A 20,221-nucleotide genomic window follows, 5' to 3' on the forward strand; every position below is an offset into this window, starting at 1 on the left:
CGGCCGCAGCCGTGAGGAAGACACGAACCGTAGTTTACGGAGAGATCAATCAGACATCGTCGAAGCCGGTGAAGGCAACGATACGGCTGATGCAGCTCTCGCCCTCGGTGAACTTCCAGGGGAAGCAGCCGATGACGCAGCGCTGGTTGCTCAGCTCGTCGATCTGACCGCCCAGGCACTCGGCGTGGATCGCCTCGTAGGGCTGGCAGAAGAGCTGGATGTGCATGGCCTGGTAGTTCTTCGGCCACTCGTAGATCTCGTTGAGGTGCTTGCCATAGCGCTCCATGAAGATCGCGTCGCAGGCCTCGGCCTCCTTGGGCTCCCAGTCACGGATCTTGGTGTTCATCGGATGGTCCGCGGAACCGCAGTCGACGCCGATCCACTTGATTTCCATGTCGCGGACCCACTGAACGAAGTCCATCGACGGGCCGGGGTGACGCAGCATGTAGCGGCGCTCGTCGGCGGTCGGCTGGTCAAAGCCGTATTTGTGGTAGCCGGTGTTGATGATCAGGATATCGCCTTTTTTGACTTCGCAGCGGTCGGTGATGTCCTTCGGGGTGTAGATGCCGAAATCCTGCGCCATATCGGACAGGTCGACCACGACGCCGGGGGCGCACAGCTTGGTCAGTTCGAGGGACGCGATGTCACGGCCGGCGGTATCAAAATGCAGGGGGCCGTCGAGATGGGTGCCGACATGGTTGGAATGGGTCACCAGCTGGCCGTTCGCACCGTTCGGCGCCAGGCGTTTGAAGAACTTCATCTGCATGGGCTCATAGGTCGGCCACGGCGGGGTGAGGATACCAATCGGGATGCTCAGGTCATAGATTTTCACGTCGCTCCACTTGCTCATAAAATTGCCTCCTTAGAATGTAGTTTATGTAGGGTATTTAACGACTGTTTATTTGCCCCTGCGGGGACAGGATACGGGAGAGGGGAGGGAATTATTCCATCCACTCGCCGCACGCCTCGAGCGCGTCCTCGAAGCACTTCATCGGCGGGCTGACGATGCCTGCGCCGACCTGGCCGACGCCCATGTCCTTGTGGGCGATACCGGTGTTGATGATCGGGCGGATGCCGGTCTCGATGACCTTGCGGATGTCGATGCCGGTGGCGCTGCCGCGGAAATTGAGGGCCGGAATCTGGTAGGTGTTGCCCTCGCCCTCGGTGATCTCATACATCTGGGTGGAGTACTTGATCGAATCGGCCACGGTGCCGCCGACGAACTGGACGATCGCGGGAGCCGCCGCCATGCAGAAGCCGCCGATGCCGGTGGTCTCGGTGATGCAGCTGTCGCCGACATCCGGGTTGGCGTCCGCCTGGGTGTAGCCGGGGAAGTAGAGGCCGTCGATGATCTCCGCCGGAGCGGTGAACCAGCGGTTGCCGAAGCCGGAGACGCGAATGCCGAATTCCGTTCCGTTGCGGGCCATCGTGTAGACGATGGTGCAGAAGGGGATGTCGCCCACGGGATCCATGGTGGATTTGCAGGCGGGCATCGTGAGGTTCAGGAAGGTGTGGTCGTTGGAGTTGAGGAACTCGAGGACCTTGACGATCTTCTCCAGCGGGAAGTGGGTCTGTGCGATCGCGGGAGCGAGCTCACGGATCAGCAGGGAGGTGCCGGCCTTGTTGCGGTTGTGGCCCTCGTCGCCCATCTGCAGGACCTGCGCGATCATCGTCTTGAGGTTGATCTCGCCGTGGATGGCAAGGGCCTCCTTGACGATCGGGTAGAACTCGTTCTGGATCCATTTCAGGCGGTCGATGACCTCGTCGCCGAAGGCGCCGAAGCGGAGCACCTTGCCGAGACCCTCGTTCACGGTGCAGTAGGCGTAGTTGCCGGAGGTCTTGTTGACGACCTTCCAGACGGGCATCGAATAGGTCACGATACCGGCCATCGGGCCGACCGCGTTGTGGTGGTGGCAGGAGTCAAAGGTGATCTCGCCCGAGGCGGCCAGCTTTTCGGCCTCCTCCTTGTTGGCGGCGAGGCCCTCATAGATGAGGCCGCCGATGACGGCGCCGCGGACCGGGCCGCACATTTTATCCCATGTGACGGGCGGGCCGGCGTGAAGGATGGTCTTCTTGGTCATGCCGGGGATGTCCTCTCCGGCGGTGCCCATCCCGACGAGCGTCGGCTGCGCGCCGAGGATGCGTTTTAACGCCTCCGCGTTGGCTTGGTTGATCTTTTCGCCCAACGTCATTGTAAATTCCTCCTGTTATCTGAAATTTGTGAATTGAACCGCGAAGATTTTATTTGAGCATCCCGAGCAGGGACGCCATCTTCTTGTTTCCGCCCGCGACCGGCTTCCAGTCGACGTGGATCGCTTCCTGCTTCTGGGTCTTGAGATCCTCGTAGAAGGACTCGATGCCCAGGTTGACGATGTGCAGCTTTTTATTGAAGAGTTCGTTGAGTTTGCTCATGTTCCTGACCCCCTTACTTGATGTTCGAGATGATCCGCTCAACAAGGCGGGTCGCCTGCGAGTTGGTGGGCATCACGACCGCACCCGCGTCGCGCAGCTGCTGCTGCGTCTTGGAGAGGGACTGCGGGTCCTCCTCGGTGCCGCAGACGGAGGTGATGACACTCAGGTAGCGGCCGTCCTTCTCGGCGTTCGCCTTGGCGGTACGGATCGCGTCGGCGAGGTCCTCGGCCGGATTGGGATGGGAGCCGTAGCCGATGACGCAGTCCGCAAGGATGACGGCGACCGACGGGTCGAGCGACTCCTTGACCACGCGCTCGGCGCGCAGGGACGGGTCGATCATCGGGTGCGGGCGGCCGCGGGTGAAGTCATCGTCGCCGTAGTCGAGGCAGGTGTTCTCGACGCCCACGTTGACGTCCTCGAGCTTGAATTCGGGCTTCAGCGGGATGTTGGAGTAGACGCCGCCGAACGCCTTGGTGAGCATCTTCATCGCCTCGTCGCAGAGGGTACCGCCGGTGTAGAGGCCGCGGACGTACTTCTGCGTGGGGGCGAATTTGGCGATCTCCGCCTTGACGATCGCATCGATCTCGCCGTCAGGGGCCGAGAAGCCGGTGAAGTCGACGACCGGCTCGCCCTTTGAGAGCGCAACCGCCTTGCGGGCCGCGTCCTCGAGGGAGAGGGCGGGGATGAGGCCGTACTTCTTGACCTGCTCGGGATCGCCGCCGACGAAGCAGACGACGACCGGCTTGCCGGAGGCGGCGGCCTGCTTCAGAATCTTATCCGCGATTTCCTCGGCCGGAGGCTTGGAGGTCAGCGCGATGACCTTGGTCTTGGGATCCTGGATGAGGGCGTCGAGCGCGAAGGTCATCATGAGGCCGCCGATCTCGATCTTGAGGTCGCGCCCGCCGGTGCCGATGACCTGCGAGACGCCGCCGCCGAACTGGCCGATCAGCGAGGAGAGCTCCTGGGTGCCGGTGCCGGAGGCGCCGACGATGCCGATGTCGCCGGGGCGGATGACGTTCGCGAACGCGAGCGGGACGTTGTTGATGATCGCGGTGCCGCAGTCGGGGCCCATCATGAGCAGCTCCTTGGAGACGGCCTTTTCCTTGAGGCGCTTCTCCTCCTCGATCGTGACGTTGTCGCTGAAGAGCATGACGTTGATGTCGTGGTCGAGGCACTCGTCCGCGACGCCGGCGGCATACTTGCCGGGGACGGAGATGATCGCCAGGTTGAGCTGGTCATCCATCTTGATGGCGGAGGAGAGGGTCGGCGGATAGTAGTTGGCGCTGCTGTTCTCCTTCTTTTTGGTCAGCAGCTCGTCAACCTTCGCAAGGGCGGCGGCCATGACGCCGTCGTTTTCGCACTTGATGGCGACGAAAAAGTCGTTGGCGGTGATCGTCTCGAACTCAGGCGTCACAAGCCCGAGGTTGTGGGCGATGTCCCGGTTGAGATCGGTGCCCATGCCGACGAGGGCCTCCTCGACGCCGTCGAGTTTCTTGAGGTCCTTGGAGATGAGCATGAGGGTTACCGAGTCGTAATAGGTATTCTGCTTGATATCCAGCTTAACCAATGCCGATTCCTCCAATATGTTAGATTTTTGCGCCGAAATAGATGCCGCTGAGGATGTCCGTCCCGGACGTCTCCCCAAAGGCAATGACTCTGGAAGCAGCGCTTTCCAGCGACTGCGGGGGTCCGTTTGAAAAGAGCTGCCCGACCGTGTCGAGCACGTCCGCGGAGAGCAGGCCCTGCGACGAGCGGATGAGGAAGCTGCCGCTGATGACGTTGGTTTTGACCCGCGCGGCGCAGCCCATGCGCTGGGTGATGTCCATCGTGCGGAGCACCCGGCCCCTGGCGCCGCCCCGGGCGAGCATCGCCGCCATCATCCCGCACAGAAAGTCGTCGGAAGAGGGGGTGAGTCCCGGCCCGCAGCCGGCCATCGCGCCGGCCGCCGCGGAAATCTCCGCGATCTGCCCCGTGCGCAGCGCGTCGAAGAGGCGCCGGACGCGGGGAAGCAGGAAAGCGGTGTAGTGGTTGTGGGGGAACCGCTCCGCATAATCCGCGGAGGAACCCTCCTCCAGGTGGAAGACGAGCGGCGCCATGCCCTCCGGCTTGCCCTCCCCGCCGATGACCCGCGCGAGCCGTTCAAGCCGGTCGGGCAGGTCGTGCGGGACGATCAGCTCGTTGTGTTCGAGCACTGAGAGGTCTGTGGCGGCGGCATCCGCCAGGTCCACGCGCAGCCTTCCGGCGACCGCCTCCCCCGGCAGGAGCATCGCGCTCATATCGGGCCGCAGCCCGAGGGCGGGGAAGGGAACGTCGGTGTCGATGCGCACCGAAAAGGGGTAGAGCGGACGGCATTTGGGAAGCAGCGTCACGAGCCCGAGGGGAGTGACAAGGTTGACCGCCCGGTCGAAAACGGAGTGAACGGTTGCGGGACAGCCCCCGGCGGGGATCGATCTGCGCAGGCTGTGGCAGACCTCCAATGCCGGGACCGCGCCTTCATCTGTCTCTCTGCACATCATAAATTTTCAGCGCGATCTGCAGATTGAGGAGCTGGTCTGCGTTGTCGAAGCTCACGCCGGCAAGTTCCTTGATCCGCTGGATGCGGTAGGCGACGGTGTTGTAGTGGACGCCCAGCTCCTCCGCAAGTTTTTTGAGGTTGCCCCCGCACTTGAAGTAGGTCTGGAGCGTCCGCACGAGCTCGGAATCGTGGTCGCGGTCGTAATCGACCAGCACCTTGAGGGTCTCGGTGTAGAAAGACTGCAGCTCGTTCTGGAGGGTGTCGCAGGAGAGGAAGCGGTAGACGCCCATGTCCTCGAAATAGTGGACCCGCACCCCGCCCACCGCACCGCACCCGGCGGCGCGCTTGGCTTCGGAGCAGCTTTTCCACAGGTCCGCAGTGTCGGGGTAGGCCCTGCCAACGCCGATGCTGATGAACTCGAGCAGCCCGTCGTCCGCGAGCGCCTTGCCGAAGACCTCCATGAACTGGGAGACCTCCTGCTTGCAGAGCGCGGGGGAACGGGAGCTCTGCTCAAAGACGAGCACGATGTTGTCGCACTTGTTGACGAAGAGCAGCTTGTAGGAGGCGCTGCGCGAGAGGCGGCGCAGGACGCGCACGATGTTGTTGTTCATCTTGTAGAGCGCGCCGTTCGAGAGGGAGAGGGAGTTGTGCGAGTTGAGCACCTGGACGACCGCGACCTGGTGGATGGCCTCGATGTCGAAATCGAAATACTCGGCGTTGGCCAGGGCCTTGCGCTGGCTGAGCTCGTCGTTGACGAGCAGGTCGTCGAGGAAGGAGACCTTGTGGTTGTTCTCCATCTCGAAGAGGGAGATCTTTTTGAGCATCTCAAGCGCGATCAGCGAGGTGGACGCCTCGATGACGGCCAAATCCACGCTGGTGACCTCGCGGTTGTCCTCCCACATAAAAATGTAGCCGTAGAGCTTTTTGTCGCTGTAGATGGGGACGGTGATCTTGCTGCACTCCCGCCCGTCCACCTTGCACAGCTCCCGCCAGCTCAGGGCGTTGTCGCTGCCGTGCCGCTCGCCGGAGCTGTCCCGCACGCAGTTTTCCATCTGGCGGTAGATCGCGTCCCGGCGGCTGTAGGTGGCGGAGATGACGTAGGAGGAGAAGAACTCATTGTAGATGGCGACGCTGTTGCCGTAGCGGTTGTGCAGCGTCTGGGTGATCGCCTGGAGGTTTCCGCCGCTGAGCATCGTCGCGGTGAGCGACTTCTGCAGATCGTAGATGTCCATGAGCACCTGCGCCTGGTTGTTGACGATGGTGGTCAGCACGGGGGTGATGATCTTGGAGAAGGAAACCTCCGGGGGAATCTCGAAGATGGGGAAGGAGAGCGCGTTGGCGGCGTTGATGACCGCCTGCGGGGTTTCGCGGATATACCGCTTGGGCTTGATGCCCAGCCCCACGACGCCGCGGCTGTTGAGGGCGGGAACCAGCTCGACGAGCTTTTCCACATCGTCCTTGACCGAGTAGGCGGTGGTGACGATGAGCTCCCCATTGCTCACCCAGTCGGTGATGTCGGGGACCTCCATGACGTTCATCGAGGTGACGACGCGGTCGAGCCCGCCCCTGCCCGCGATCAGCTTGGCGCCCTTGAGGACTTCCATCTCGAGCACCGACCTGACAGAAATGCCGTATGTTTTATCCATGGGGAACCTCCTAACGGACCGGCTTACCCTGTCATTACTTTCATCATACTATTAAAAAAAGCGAAGTCAACATTTGTTGTGTAAAATATACAATGTAGAAAAAATCGCTTTGTTTTGATCGACTTTGACATAGGAATTTTTCCATATAAATAGCCCAAAAAACTGTTAAAATAACCAAAGAGATTAGAAAAACAAACGAATTGTTAAAAAATTACCAAATTTTAGAACACAAAATACTATGGAATTCTTACAACTTCACAAAACCTTCTCAGGAGGGGCCGCCCGTCCCGCCCGCGGGACGGGCGGGACGGCGGCATAAGGGGGGGACACGCAGATATCAGAGCGGAATGTTGCCGTGTTTCTTTTCGGGGATCGACTGCTCCTTGCCGCGCAGCATTTCGAGCGCCGCGACAATCTTCTGCCGGCTCTCGGCGGGGTGGATGACGTCGTCGACGAAGGCGTGCTCGGCCGCCTTGTAGGGGGTGGCGAACTCGGCCTTGTACTGCTCGATCGACTGGGCGCGCTGCTCGGGGCTCTCCTTGCGGAAGATGATGTTGGCCGCGCCCTCGGGGCCCATGACGGCGATCTCCGCGTCGGGCCACGCGAAGGAGACGTCCGCGCCGAGTTCCCGGCAGCACATCGCGAGGTAGGCGCCGCCGTAGGCCTTCCGCAAAATGAGGGTGACCTTGGGCACGGTGGCCTCGCTGTAGGCGTAGAGCATCTTGGCGCCGTGACGGATGATGCCGCCGTACTCCTGGTGGGTGCCGGGCAGGAAGCCGGGCACGTCGACGATGGTGAGCAGCGGCAGGCCGAACGCGTCGCAGGTGCGGATGAACCGCGCGGCCTTGTCGGAGGCGTTGATGTCGAGGCAGCCCGCGCCGACCTTCGGCTGGTTGGCGATGATGCCGACCGCCTGCTTGTTGATGTGCGCGAAGCAGGTGATCATGTTGGTGGCGTAGAGCGGCTGGTAGTCCATGTAGTCGCCCCGGTCGACAATGCCGCGGATGACGTCGTACATGTTGTAGGCGCGGTTGGCGTTGTCGGGCAGGATGGTGGCCAGCTCGGGCACCAGGCGGTAGGGGTCGTCGCCGAAGTCGATCTCAGGGGCCTTCGCCTTCCAGTTGGAGGGCAGGAAGGAGAGCAGGCGCTTGATCTGCGCGATGCAGTCCTGGTCATTCTGGGTCATGAAGTGGGCGACGCCGCTCTTCTTGTTGTGGGTGGTCGCGCCGCCCAGGTCCTCGCCGGTGACGACCTCGCCGGTGACCGTCTTGATGACGTCGGGCCCGGTGATGAACATCTTGCTGGTCTTGTCGACCATGAAGATGAAGTCGGTGAGCGCGGGGGAGTAGACCGCGCCGCCGGCGCAGGGACCCATGATCGCGGTGATCTGGGGGACGACGCCCGAGGCGGCGGTGTTGCGGAAGAAGATTTTGCCGTAGCCGGAGAGGCCGTCGATACCCTCCTGGATGCGCGCGCCGCCCGAGTCGTTCATGCCGACGACGGGCGCGCCGACCTTGCGGGCGGCCTCGAGCACGTGGCAGATCTTGTTGGCCTGCATCTCGCCGAGCGAGCCGCCCATGATCGTGAAGTCCTGCGCATAGGCGAAGACGACGCGGCCGTCGACCTTGCCGTAGCCGCAGACGACGCCGTCGGTCGGCTGGTGCTTCTGGGGCATGTCGAAGTAGGTGCAGCGGTGGGTGACGAAGGTGTCCATCTCGACGAAGGTGCCCGGGTCAAAGAGCAGCCCGAGCCGCTCGCGGGCGGTCAGCTTGCCGCCGGCGTGCTGCTTTTCGATCGCCTTGGCGTTGCCCTGGTAGATCGCTGTTTTGCGGGCAACGAGATCTTCGATCTTATTCATTTTGGTTCCATCCCTTCATAGTCAGGTACCGGCGCGGCGGCCGGGACAGTTGCGCCGGGAAGCCCGGCGGGGGCCGTCACGCGAGCGACGGCGTGGAGAGGGGCGGGCGGCGCAGATGGCTGTGCTGCTCGAACCCGTAGGCGATCGAAATGAGCTGCGGCTCCGCGAAGGGGCGCCCGAGGATTTCCATGCCGACCGGCACGCCGATGGGGGCGTCGTCCGAGGGGGAGGAGAAGCCGGCGGGCACGACGACCGCGGGATAGCCGGTCACCGAGCCGATGACGCCGTTGCGCTCCTGCTGGCTGCCGCCCGTCTTGCAGACGAGCTGCTGCTGGTGCGGGTAGACGATCGCGTCGATCGCGTATTCGTCCATGATCGCGAGCACCTGCTTCTGGAGCTCGGCGCGCTTTTTGAGGCGCTCGTTGTAGGCGGGAGTTCCCACGTCGTAGCCCATCGCCTCGTCGAGGTTGCTCTTGAGGCCGGGGTGGTACTTGCCGCTTGCGAGCACGTCGGCCAGCGAGTGGATGGGGGCCGCGTCGCCGAAGCCCTCGAGGTACTGGCCGAGGTGGGTCTTGAGGTCGTGGATATGTACGCTGACGTTCTTGACAAGGTAGCCCGAGTCGATCTTTTCGGCGATGTCGACGAGCTCGGCGCCCGCGTCCCGCATGATCTGCAGGCTCTTCTCCATGCAGGCGTTGACCTCGCGGTGCAGGTCGTCGTCGGGGCCGAAGAAGCTGCGCAGCACGCCGATGCGCCTGCCGCGCAGGCCCTCGTCGTCGAGGTAGTCGAGATAGCTCGTCGGGATCTTTCCGAGGCAGGTCTCGGTGACGGGGTCCTTCGGGTCGCTGCCGGCGATCACGTCGAGCACGGCGGCGGCGTCCGCCACGGTGCGCGCGAGCGGGCCCGCGGTGTCCTGCGTCAGCGAATAGGGGACGATGCCGTCCCGGCTCACCAGCCCGATGGTGGGGCGGATGCCCACGAGGGAGCAGGCGGAGGAGGGGGAGCGGATCGAGTTGATCGTATCGGTTCCGATGCCGACGACGCCGTAGTTGGCCGCCAGCCCCGCGCCCGTGCCGCCCGACGAGCCGCCGGGGGTGCGGGTGTGGTCGTAGGGGTTGTAGCTCTGGCCGAGGATCGAGCTGATCGTCTCGCCCCAGACGGCGAACTCATGCAGGTTCGTCTTGGCGATGATGATCGCCCCCGCCTCGCGGAGCTTTTTGGTGATGAAGGCGTCCTTGTGGGTCTCGAACCCCTCGAGGGAGAGGGAGCCCGCGGTGGTCGGCATGTCATAGGTCTCGCAGTTGTCCTTGAGCAGGACGGGGATGCCGTGGAGCGGGCCGGTCAGCCCGTCGGCCCGGAACCGCTCGTCGAGGCGGTCGGCCTCCTCGAGCGCCTTTGGGTTCACGAGGATGACCGCGTTGAGCGCGGGGCCCTTTTTGTCGTAGGCCTCGATGCGGGCGAGGCAGCCCTCGATGAGCTGCCGGCAGGTGAGGCGCCCGTCGAGCATCGCCTCATGGACGGAGGCGACGGTCGCCTCCTCGAGCACGAAGGGTTTCCCGTTGTGGTTCTCGCATCTCTCGTCGGTCATGATGATCACTCCTTCTCCGGCAGCGTGGAAAGGTAGGACTTGATCTCGTCCTCAGAATAGCCGAGGATGTCGCGCAGGACCTCGACGTTGTGTTCGCCGACCTGCGGGGCGGGCTCGCTGGGAAGCTCATCCTCGGGCGGGACGGTGCTCAGCTTGACCGGGTTGCCCGCGACCTTGACCTTGCCCATGTGGGTCTGCTCGACTTCGACGAGCATGTTGCGGTAGTTGATCTGCGGGTCCTCGAACAGCCGGTCGATCGAGTTGATCGGGCCGCAGGGGATGCCGTTGTCGACGAAGATCTTGAGCCACTCGTCGGTGGTTTTGTCCTTGATCCGCTCCTGCATCAGGTCGCTGAGCTCCTGCATGTGCTTGTTGCGTTCAGGGTTGGTGGAGAACTTCGGGTCGTTGATGAGCTCCTGGCGGCCGGTGACCTCGCAGAACTTGGCGAAGAGCTTGTTGTTGCCGGCGGCGACGATGACCCAGCTGTCCTTGGTGCGGTAGGCCTCGAAGGGGGTGATGGACGGGTGCTTGAGTCCGAGGGGCCTGGCGACCTGGCCGGTCGCGGAGTACTTGGCGATGGCGTTTTCGAGGATGGCGACCTGGCAGTCGAGCATCGAGATGTCGACAAGCTGGCCCTCGCCGGTCTTTTCGCGCTCATAGAGGGCGGCCAGCGCGCCGTAGGCGCCCATCATGCCGGCGATGATGTCGCCGATCGAGGTGCCGACGCGCACGGGGCTTCCGTCCGGCTCGCCGGTGATGCTCATGACGCCGCCCATCGCCTGGACGATCATATCGTAGGCGGGCCTGCCGGAATAGGGGCCGGTCTGGCCGAAGCCGGAGATCGCGACATACACGCAGCGGGGGTTGATCTTCTTGACGTCCTCATATCCGAAGCCCATCTTGTCGAGCGCGCCGGGCTTGAAGTTCTGGACGAACACGTCGACGTTCCTGACAAGGTCGGTCAGCACCTTTTTGCCCTCGGGGGTCTTGGCGTTGACTTCGAGGCTCTTCTTGCCGCGGTTGATGCTCAGGAAATAGATGCTCTGCCCTTCCACATAGGGGCCATAGGCGCGGGCGTCGTCGCCCGAGCCGGGCATTTCGCAGTGGATGACCTCGGCGCCGAGGTTGCGCAGCATCATGCCGCAGTAGGGGCCCGCGAGAACCTTGGTCATATCCAGCACCTTGATGCCGCTCAGTGGTTTGGTTGTCATGGCGTGATTCCTCCCGTTTCATATAATGTATACAATCTTCCGCGGCCGGCCGCCGTTTGCTGCGCCGGCCCTATGAGAAAGCCGGCCCCGCCGGCGGTTTTTGAGACAAAATCAATTACCTGTTGTAATAACTCCATACCTTGTGCTATACTTGAAGCAATAAAAGGATTGGAACCTTGTGGATTCTTCCCAAGGCTCTTTCAATGCATCCCATCGCCCCGCGGACTCGCAAAAAAGGGGGAGAGAAGAGGCTGGCCGCGGCCGGCCCGGCAATTTTATACAGTAAAGAAGAAAAATCCTTCCTTTGGGTGTGGCCGCCGCCATTTCCGAGGAAAAATCTGTTTGTAGGATATCTACATTATAGTGGATAATCTCCAACTTGTAAACTGGAGGAAATGCCTTTTGATCACAGAAAATGTGGATAGAATTTATGCAATACGCCTAATACTACAAAAAATACATATTTTTTCAGACAAACTGCATTGTGATTTTTTCAGCATATCTGGATTTCTTTTGATAGGTGCGTAAACAAACGCGGCGTGCAAAAATCATAAGTATGACCAAGCCGCGAGAGGGATTCCCAAAAAACCGGACGGTCTGCCACAAAATGTTGTGGAGTTATAATAAACCGATATGATCGAAAATGCCTAAATTCTCTTCCGAAATCTATTCATTACAGAAAATTTGGAAAAAATCGATTGATATGCTTTGCCCACCCCAGTATAATAAGGTTAGTGGTAGTGACATTATGCCTAAAAAGGAGTGCTTATCGTGAAACAATTTAATTATTTAGCACCAAAATCCCTGCCCGAAGCACTTGCATTCCTGGCGGAGCACGGGGACTCCGCCGTGGTTTTTAACGGCGGCACCGACGTCGTCGTGCGGCTTCGCGACAACCTGATCGCCCCCGAGTACGTGGTCGACATCAAGAAGATCCCCGGCCTCGACACGATTACATTCGACGAAAAGACCGGTCTCACCATCGGTGCCTGCGTCACGATGAACGAGATCGGAGCCAACGAGTACGTCCAGAAGTACTATCCCTACCTGGGAAAGGCGGCGCTGTCGGTCGGCTCCAAGCAGGTGCGCAACCGCGCGACCTGCATCGGCAACATCGTCAACGCCTCCCCGCTGGCCGACACCGGCACCCCGCTGCTCGCCAACGACGCGGTGATTCTGGCCGAGGGCCCGGAGGGCAAACGGGAAATCCCCATCCGTGAATTCTTCATCTTCGTGCGCAAGACCGCGCTGAAAAAGGATGAGATTGTCACCGCCATCCGGGTGCCCTACCATCCGGGTTCGGAAGGCGTGTTCACCAAGATCTCCCGCCGCCGCGAGGTCGACCTCTCCACCGTCTGCGCCACCGTGGTGCGGGACGGGGACGACTGGCGCATCGCGTTCGGTTCCGTCGCGCCCACCCCTCTGCGGCTCGTCAAGACCGAGGAGCTGCTCCGCGGCAAAAAGCTGGACGGCGCGCTGATCGAACAGGCGGCCGAGCTGGCCAAGACCGAGGTCGCGCCGATCGACGACGTGCGCGCCTCCAGGGAATACCGCGTCACCATCGTGGGGCTGATCGTCAAGAGAAGCCTTGAAGCTCTGGCGAAATAAGGAGGGGAACCATATGAAATACCAGGTCAATTTCTTCGTCAACGAGGAGCCGGTCGAGCTCTACGTCGACGCCAATAAAACGATGCTCACCGTCCTGCGCGAGGAGCTCGACCTCACGGGCGCCAAGGAAGGCTGCGGCGCCGGCGAGTGCGGCGCGTGCACCGTCATCGTGGACGGCAAGCCGGTCAACGCCTGCCTCGTGCTGGCGCCCGAGCTGGACGGCAAGCACATCACCACCGTCGAGGGGCTGGCCGACCGCAAGGGCAACCTCTCCCCGCTGCAGGAGGCGTTCATCAAGCACGCCGCCCTCCAGTGCGGCTTCTGCACGCCGGGCTTCCTGATGACCGCCACAGCGCTTCTGAAGGAGAACCCGCACCCGACCCGCGACGAGATCAAGGCGGGCATCAGCGGCAACCTCTGCCGCTGCACCGGCTATAAACGGATCGTCGAGGCCATCGAGGACGTTGCGGCACATACGGAAGGAGGCGAGCGCAAATGAGGACAGTCGGAACAACGATCGACAGGGTTGACGGCGTCAAGAAGGTCACCGGCCAGGCGAAATACGTGGACGACATCAGGATGTCCCGGATGCTCTACGCCCAGGTGAAGCGCAGCCCCTACGCGCACGCGAAAATCCTGAGCATCGACACGTCGGAGGCGGAGAAGCTGCCGGGCGTGAAGAGCGTCATCACGGGCGACTACTATAAGAAACGCGGCGGCCTCTACCTCGAGGACAAAAACTTCCTCGCGGTGGGCACCGCGAAATACCGCGGCGAGGCCGTCGCGGCGGTGGCGGCGGAGACGCTGGACATCGCGAAGGCGGCGGTCGAGCTGATCAAGGTGGAATACGAGGAGCTGCCGGCGGTCACCAACCCGATCGAGGGCATGAAGCCGGACGCGCCGCTCATCCACCCCGACCTGGGCACCTACAAGGTCGCCCCGATCTTCCACCCGGTGCCGGGCACCAACATCTCCCACCACTATAAACTCCGCAAGGGCGACGTCGACAGGGGTTTTGCCGAGGCGGATTACGTCGTGGAGCACACCTTCTATGTCCCGCACGTCCAGCATGTGCCCATCGAGCCGCACGTGGCCGTCGCGCAGTATGAGGCGGACGGAAAGCTCACTGTTTGGGCGAGCTGCCAGTCCCCCTTCGCGGTGCGCCAGGCGCTGGCGACCTCCTTCGACATCCCGCTCAACAAGGTGCGGGTCATCTCCCCGTATGTCGGCGGCGGCTTCGGCTCCAAGGCGGGCACCACCCTCGAGGGGATCGTCATCCCGCTCTCGATGCTCAACTGCGGGCGCCCGGTCAAGATGACCTACACCCGTGAGGAGGAGTTCGAGGACGCGTACGTCCGCCAGGGCGTCTATGCGACCCTCAAGACCGGCGTTCGCAAGTCGGACGGCAAAATCCTCGCCCAGAAGATCGAGTACGTCTGGGACGGCGGCGCCTACACCGAGTACGGCGTCAACATCGTCAAGGCGGCGGGCATCGCCTGCCCCGGCCCCTACGACATCGACAACATCTGGTGCGACAGCTACTGCGTCTACACCAACCACCCGGTCGGCGGCCCGTACAGGGGCTTCGGCATGTGTGAAATCCACTTCGCCATCGAGCAGAACCTTGACATGATCGCAAACGAGATCGGCATTTCGGAGATCGACATCCGCCGGGTCAACGGACTGCGGGCGGGCGGTGCCACCGCGACCGGCCAGATCCTCGAGGACTGCGGCTATCAGGACTGCCTCGAGACGGTCGTCAAGGAGCTTGAATACGACAAGCCCTGCGAGCAGACCGCGCCCAATCTCATCCGTGCCAAGGGCATCGCGGGCGGCTGGAAATCGCCGTCGCAGCCCACCGACGTGGCTTCGGCCGCGATCATCCGCATGAACGAGGACGGCACCTTCATGCTCATGACGAGCGGCCAGGACATCGGCCAGGGCTCCGACACGGTGCTCACCCAGATCGCCGCCGAGGTGCTCGACATCGACCCGGGCAAGATCACCATCCGCACCGGCGACACCGACCACACCCCTTACGAGTGGCAGACGGTCGCCAGCCGCACCACCTACTGCGCGGGCAACGCGGTCAAACTGGCCGCGGAGGACGCGAAGAACGAGATTCTCGAGCTGGCGCAGATCAAGTTCGGATGCAGCAAGCGCGACCTCGAGCTCAAGGACGGCTATGTGGTACATAAGATCCACAAGGACAAAAAGGTCCCGCTGAGCACCTTCGCGCTCGGGCTCACGCTGCCCGACGCGTCCGGCATCCACGGCCCGCTGATCGGCAAGGGCTCCTTTGTGGTCCCGAACAATGTGGGCTACGACCAGGAGACCGGCCAGAGCCCCAAGCCGGTGGCCTTCTGGACGGTGGGCGTCAACGGCGCCGAGGTCGAGGTCAACACCGACACGGGCGAAATCCGCGTGCTCAAGATGATCTCCTGCTTCGACCCCGGCAAGGTCATCAACCCGGCTCTCTACGACGCGCAGGTTGAGGGCGCGATGGTTCAGGCGCTGGGCACGGCGCTCTTTGAGGAACTGATGCTCAAGGACGGCCGGATCCTCAACCGCAACTTCGTCGACTATAAGATCCCGACGGCGGACGACATGCCCGAGCTGACGGTGCGGGTCGCGGAGCACGAGGAGCCGACGGGCCCGTATGGGGCGCGCGGCATCGGCGAGCCGGTCATGGTACCGGGCGCGCCGGCGATTGCCAACGCGGTGGCCAACGCGATCGGGTGCCGGTTCTTCCGGATGCCGATCACGGCGGACGACGTGCTCAAGGCGCTGAAAGAGAAGAAAGCCAAAGAGGCGTAAAAAAATAAGTGGACCGGGCGGCCGCGGCCATGCGGCCCGGCCGCCCGGTGGTGTGTTTTTCCCCGATACATGGCGGTATAAAGGGCTTCGGCTCTGGTATACATAGAGAAATGGAGACAAGCAAACACTATGTTGAGGAGGTAAGTTTATGGCCAACAAACAAGAAGCGGTCTATGATGCTGTAAAGACCCTCGGCGCCCCCAAGACGTTGGTTCTTGGTATCCAGCACGTTTTTGCGATGTTCGGCGCCACGGTTCTGGTCCCGATCATCACCGGCCTGAGCGTACAGGTGACGCTCTTCTGCGCGGGTATCGGCACGCTGCTCTTCCATTTCCTCACCAAGAGGAAGGTCCCGGCGTTCCTGGGCTCGTCTTTCGCATTCCTGGGCGGCTTCGCGGCTGTCAAGGCGCTTCCGCTGACCAATTCCGCCGGCGTCGCGCTGACCGAAGCTGAAAAGCTTCCGTACGCCTGCGGCGGCATCGTCCTGGCGGGCCTTGTATACGTGGTCCTGGCCGCTCTGATCAAGGGCTTTGGCATCAAGCGGGTCATGCGGTTCTTCCCGCCGATCGTCACCGGCCCGATCATCATCCTCATCGGCTTGATCCTCGCTCCGTCGGCAATCTCCAACGCGGCGACCAACTGGTTGCTGGCGGCGGTTGCGATCCTTGTCATCGTCATCTTCAACATCTGGGGCAAGGGGATGCTCAAGATCGTCCCCATCCTGATGGGCATCGTCATCTCCTACATCGTGGCGCTGGTCACGGGCAAAGTCGATTTTACCGCGGTCGCGCAGGCGGGCTTTGTGGGTCTGCCCCCCTTCGTGCTGGCGAAATTTGACGTGAGCGCGATCATCATCATGGTCCCGATCGCTCTGGCCACCATGATGGAGCATATCGGCGACATCGCGGCCATCGGCGCGACCTGCGAGCGCAACTTCCTCGCGAACCCCGGCCTGCACCGCACCCTGCTGGGCGACGGCCTTGCGACGAGCCTTGCCGGCCTGGTCGGCGGCCCGGCGAACACCACCTACGGCGAGAACACCGGCGTTCTGGCGCTGACCAAGGTCTACGACCCGATCGTCATGGAGATCGCGGCCGTCGTGGCGGTTCTGCTCTCCTTCATCCCGAAGTTCGGCGAAGTGGTCAACTCGATCCCGACGGCGATCATCGGCGGCGTCTCCTTCATCCTCTACGGCAGCATCTCCGCCATCGGCGTGCGCAACGTGGTTGAGAACCAGGTCGACCTGACCGAGAGCCGCAACCTGCTGATCGCGGCGGTCATCCTCGTCAGCGGCCTCGGCTTCAACTCGGTGGGCGGCATCACCTTCCATATCGGCGGCGCTGCCATCACCCTGAGCGGCCTTGCGATCGCGGCGATCCTCGGCATCCTGATGAACGCGATTCTTCCCGGAAACGACTATGTTTTCAACGAGGAAGAGTATGTCGGTGACATCGCGGTTCCGTAACAAAAACAGAATTCCCTGTCTGTGAGATTTTGCTCCATTTCTCTGCAAACTTACAGAAATCGGGGTTGGGCGGCTCTTTCCGGGGACGGGAAGAGCCGCCTTTCCTTTTGCTGGAAGACGGAAGGAGGCGCCCACCGGGATTTCACACAGATTTTACATTGCGGGGCGGCCCGGCCCCCGGCAAACTGCCAAATTGTAAAAATTGGCTTGCAATTTCTTTACGCAGGGTGCAGAATGATTGCAGATTATAAGAAGGTGCGGTTTGCTGATGTTTACGAGAAGAGATTTGGTGCGGCTGATCATCCCGCTGATCATCGAGCAGGTGCTCGCGGCGACGGTCGGCATCGCGGATACCTTCATGGTGTCGAGCGTGGGGGAGGCGGCGGTTTCGGGCGTCTCGCTGGTCGATTCGATCAACCTGCTGCTGCTCAACGTGTTCGCGGCGCTTTCGACGGGCGGATCGATCGTGGCGTCCCAGTATCTCGGGCGGGAGGACCAGCCCAGCGCGAACGCGGCGGCCAAGCAGCTCCTGACCGTGACGACCCTCGTCTCCTTCGGGCTGGTCGCCGTCTGCATGCCGGGCAGCAGGTTCATCCTGCACGCCCTCTTCGGCAGCGCGGACGCCGCGGTCATGGGAAACGCCGAGGTGTATTTCCTGCTTTCGGCGCTCTCCTATCCCTTCATGGCGGTCTACAACGCCTGCGCCGCGCTTTTCCGCGCGCAGGGCAACTCGAAGATTTCAATGATGGCGGCGCTCGTCATGAACATCGTCAACATCTCCTTCAACGCGCTCTTCATCTACGGCCTGCGGCTGGGCGCGGCGGGCGCGGCGCTCGGCTCGCTGATCGCGCGCGGGGTGTCGGCGGCGTTTTTGCTGGCGGTGCTCTGCCATCACAACAACCGCATCTATCTGGAGGAACTCAAAAAGCCCGAATGGCACCCCGCCATGATCAAAAGCATCCTGCGCATCGGGGTGCCCAACGGTCTGGAAAACAGCATGTTCCACATCGGCAAGCTGATGGTGGCGGGACTGATCACGACCTTCGGCACGGTGGCGATCGCGGCGAACGCGGTGGGCAACAGCGTCATGACGATGTCCCAGATGCCGGGGCAGGCGGTGAGCCTGGCGATGGTGACGGTCGTGGGCCAATGCGTGGGCGCGGGGGAGTTCCACCAGGCGAAAAAGTATATCCTCGGACTGGTCGGCGCCGCGCACGGGATGAACCTCGTGCTCAACCTGATCGTCATCGCTATGCTCCACCCGATCGTCGGGCTGTTCGGGCTTTCGGCGGCGACGGCGGAGGCCGCCTGGCAGATCTGCCTCGTCTGCGCGCTCGGCAACATCCTCTTCTGGCCGATGGCCTTCGCGCTGCCGAACGGCCTGCGCGCCGCAAACGACGTGAAGTTCACGATGATCACGTCGGTCGTTTCCATGTGGGTGTTCCGGGTAATTTTCAGCTATATCCTCGGCCGCTATCTCGGGCTGGGGCTGCTCGGGGTGTGGGCGGCGATGATCATCGACTGGGTTTTCCGCGCGGCCGTCTTTATGACCCGCCTGCTGCGCGGCAGATGGATGAACCGCCAGCTGATCTGAGCGCGCAAAAAAGCGTGCGGCTTTGGCCGCACGCTTTTTTATCGTGATTACCGGTTTATGCGGGGATAGCCTCTGCCGCCCATCCCGGGACGCGGCGCGCCGGCGGGCGCGCCCGACATGCCGGGCTGCCCGTATACGCCGGGCGGGAGCGGATTGGGAAGGGGCGGAAGGACGGACTGTCCCGCCGATCCGGACAGGTCCTGCCTGGGGCGCAGGCGGGTGTCCACAAAGGTGACGAATTTGAGGGAGTAGAGGTCGCAGACGGTGTACTGCTCCTCGCTCGGCTGGTAGAGGGTGATGTAGTTGATGCCGCCCGAATAGAGATACCCCTCCTTGCGTTCCAGGCCGTTGGTGCCGATCAGGAATTCGCAGATTACATAGGCGCCGAGATTTTCGCGGAGGATGGAGGAAAAGGAGCCGAGGTAGACCTCTTCGTTGCTCTGCGGGTTCTCCTCCGCCTGCTGGCTCTCGAATGGCCCGAAGTTCAGGTTGCTGTCGCCGTTTGCCATAAGATACCCCTCTTTCTATGTTTGGTAGTATGCGTCGGTGGGATTGTAAAAACAGTGGTCGCCGATCCGCGTGACCAGATACCCGATGCTGCTGGGGAAATTCCGCCGGCAGTTGGGGGAGAAGGGGTTGTAGAACCAGAGCGCCTGCCCCAGGTCCATCAGGCGGTTGCCGGCGATCGCCCAGTCTGCAATGTCGTAGTGGATCTGCTCGGGGCGCATGTTGTAGATGTTCTGGGGATTGTAGGAGCCCCGTTCGGTCTCGGACATGCAGACGAACTGCCCCGTCTGGTAGAGGATTTTGCGGATACTGCCCTGCCCGACGCGCTTGTATTCCCCGCCCGGCGCGTTCACACGGTTCATTACGACGCTGGCCACCGCCTTCATCCCGGTGTCCCCCTCTCCGCCCGCCTCGCACTGGATCAGCCGGGCAAACAGTTCCCGGTCCGTCAGCGGCATGGAAAGCCCTCCTTCCGTTTTCACAGTTCACTGCGGGCGAAAAGCCCGCCCGGTATCATGGATATGACGGGCTTGCCTGTCCCTATGCGCGGTTTTACACGCGGCGCGGGTCGCAGCCCACCAGATGCAGGAGAAGGAGATAGCATACGGCGGAAACCAGAACGGGCAGGAGGGCGGCCCCGATGGGGGAACCGGGCAGCGGCAGCCCCGCGCGGGAGAGGACGCGCGCGGCGAGCACCGCGATGGCGGCACACAGCAGGGGCTTTACGACCCGCTCGATGAGGTCGACCTCAAACTTTGCGACGCGGATGAGGCGTCCGAGGCTGAGGGAAAAGTTGAAGACCTCGCTCAAAACAATGACGAGGATATAGCCCTTGATGCCGAAAACGGGCAGCAGCAGGTAGACGAGCACCATGCTGATGGCGGCGTCGGCGACGTTGTAGCGCATGACCGAGAGCTGTTCGTCCATCCCCTTGAGCATGCAGTCGACGGCGGTGTCGAGGTACATGACGGGGATGACGGGCGCGAGCAGGCGGATGTAG

At 62.3% G+C, this 20,221-nt stretch carries 17 protein-coding genes; 5 read left to right on the plus strand and 12 right to left on the minus strand.

Annotated elements, in window-relative coordinates; all coding sequences use genetic code 11:
* Positions 1–49: 49 nt before the first annotated feature.
* The 9 genes from RDM88_RS05905 to RDM88_RS05945 all read right to left on the minus strand — a co-directional run bounded on the left by RDM88_RS05905 (position 50) and on the right by RDM88_RS05945 (position 11,230).
* The gene (locus RDM88_RS05905) at positions 50–850 is read right to left on the minus strand and encodes a cyclase family protein (protein ID WP_308753943.1); all 801 of its coding nucleotides are present in this window, start codon (positions 848–850) and stop codon (positions 50–52) included.
* A 91-nt stretch (positions 851–941) separates the two neighbouring features.
* Positions 942–2,192, minus strand: coding sequence for a DUF1116 domain-containing protein (locus RDM88_RS05910; RefSeq protein WP_308753944.1), 1,251 nt, complete (start codon positions 2,190–2,192; stop codon positions 942–944).
* Positions 2,193–2,241: 49 nt separating this feature from the next.
* Positions 2,242–2,412, minus strand: coding sequence for a fdrA domain protein (locus RDM88_RS05915; protein WP_101549944.1), 171 nt, complete (start codon positions 2,410–2,412; stop codon positions 2,242–2,244).
* A gap of 13 nt (positions 2,413–2,425) precedes the next feature.
* Positions 2,426–3,979, minus strand: a complete 1,554-nt coding sequence (gene fdrA / locus RDM88_RS05920) for an acyl-CoA synthetase FdrA (protein WP_308753945.1) — start codon at positions 3,977–3,979, stop codon at positions 2,426–2,428.
* Positions 3,980–3,998: 19 nt separating this feature from the next.
* Positions 3,999–4,925, minus strand: coding sequence for a DUF2877 domain-containing protein (locus RDM88_RS05925; RefSeq protein WP_308753946.1), 927 nt, complete (start codon positions 4,923–4,925; stop codon positions 3,999–4,001).
* A complete protein-coding gene (locus RDM88_RS05930) occupies positions 4,906–6,573 on the minus strand; it encodes a PucR family transcriptional regulator ligand-binding domain-containing protein (protein WP_308753947.1) in 1,668 nt (555 codons plus the stop codon). The genes RDM88_RS05925 and RDM88_RS05930 overlap by 20 nt, the downstream gene beginning before the upstream one ends.
* Positions 6,574–6,910: 337 nt before the next feature.
* On the minus strand, positions 6,911–8,431 hold the full coding sequence (locus tag RDM88_RS05935; RefSeq protein ID WP_308753948.1) for a carboxyl transferase domain-containing protein: 1,521 nt from the start codon (positions 8,429–8,431) through the stop codon (positions 6,911–6,913).
* A gap of 76 nt (positions 8,432–8,507) precedes the next feature.
* Positions 8,508–10,019 (minus strand): amidase family protein, encoded by a 1,512-nt coding sequence (locus RDM88_RS05940; RefSeq protein ID WP_308753949.1) that lies wholly within the window; start codon positions 10,017–10,019, stop codon positions 8,508–8,510.
* Between the two features lie 5 nt (positions 10,020–10,024).
* Positions 10,025–11,230 carry a CaiB/BaiF CoA-transferase family protein gene (locus RDM88_RS05945; RefSeq protein ID WP_308753950.1) on the minus strand — a complete coding sequence of 402 codons (1,206 nt, stop codon included), beginning with the start codon at positions 11,228–11,230 and terminating at the stop codon, positions 10,025–10,027.
* Positions 11,231–12,001: 771 nt separating this feature from the next.
* Between RDM88_RS05945 and RDM88_RS05950 the strand changes: the two genes are divergently transcribed.
* The 5 genes from RDM88_RS05950 (at position 12,002) to RDM88_RS05970 (ending at position 18,714) form a co-directional block, all read left to right on the plus strand.
* Entirely contained in the window at positions 12,002–12,838 is an 837-nt protein-coding gene (locus RDM88_RS05950) for a xanthine dehydrogenase family protein subunit M (protein WP_308753951.1), read from the plus strand.
* Positions 12,839–12,851: 13 nt separating this feature from the next.
* Positions 12,852–13,337, plus strand: a complete 486-nt coding sequence (locus RDM88_RS05955; protein ID WP_308753952.1) for a 2Fe-2S iron-sulfur cluster-binding protein — start codon at positions 12,852–12,854, stop codon at positions 13,335–13,337.
* Positions 13,334–15,655: a xanthine dehydrogenase family protein molybdopterin-binding subunit gene (locus RDM88_RS05960; protein ID WP_308753953.1), complete on the plus strand. Its 2,322-nt coding sequence runs from the start codon at positions 13,334–13,336 to the stop codon at positions 15,653–15,655. The genes RDM88_RS05955 and RDM88_RS05960 overlap by 4 nt, the downstream gene beginning before the upstream one ends.
* Before the next feature lie 148 nt (positions 15,656–15,803).
* Entirely contained in the window at positions 15,804–17,120 is a 1,317-nt protein-coding gene (locus tag RDM88_RS05965) for a uracil-xanthine permease family protein (protein ID WP_308753954.1), read from the plus strand.
* A gap of 268 nt (positions 17,121–17,388) precedes the next feature.
* The gene (locus tag RDM88_RS05970; protein ID WP_308753955.1) at positions 17,389–18,714 is read left to right on the plus strand and encodes an MATE family efflux transporter; all 1,326 of its coding nucleotides are present in this window, start codon (positions 17,389–17,391) and stop codon (positions 18,712–18,714) included.
* A gap of 47 nt (positions 18,715–18,761) precedes the next feature.
* Here RDM88_RS05970 and RDM88_RS05975 read toward each other — a convergent pair whose 3' ends face one another.
* The 3 genes from RDM88_RS05975 to RDM88_RS05985 all read right to left on the minus strand — a co-directional run.
* A complete protein-coding gene (locus RDM88_RS05975; RefSeq protein ID WP_308753956.1) occupies positions 18,762–19,223 on the minus strand; it encodes a hypothetical protein in 462 nt (153 codons plus the stop codon).
* A 15-nt stretch (positions 19,224–19,238) separates the two neighbouring features.
* Positions 19,239–19,679 (minus strand): cell wall hydrolase, encoded by a 441-nt coding sequence (locus RDM88_RS05980; RefSeq protein WP_308753957.1) that lies wholly within the window; start codon positions 19,677–19,679, stop codon positions 19,239–19,241.
* 94 nt (positions 19,680–19,773) lie between these two features.
* Positions 19,774–20,221, minus strand: a 448-nt coding sequence (locus RDM88_RS05985; protein WP_308753958.1) for a polysaccharide biosynthesis C-terminal domain-containing protein, incomplete at its 5' end; no start/stop codon positions are given.

The sequence above is a fragment of the uncultured Anaerotruncus sp. genome (genome assembly GCF_902490045.1).
Taxonomy (GTDB): Bacteria; Bacillota; Clostridia; order Oscillospirales; family Ruminococcaceae; genus Anaerotruncus.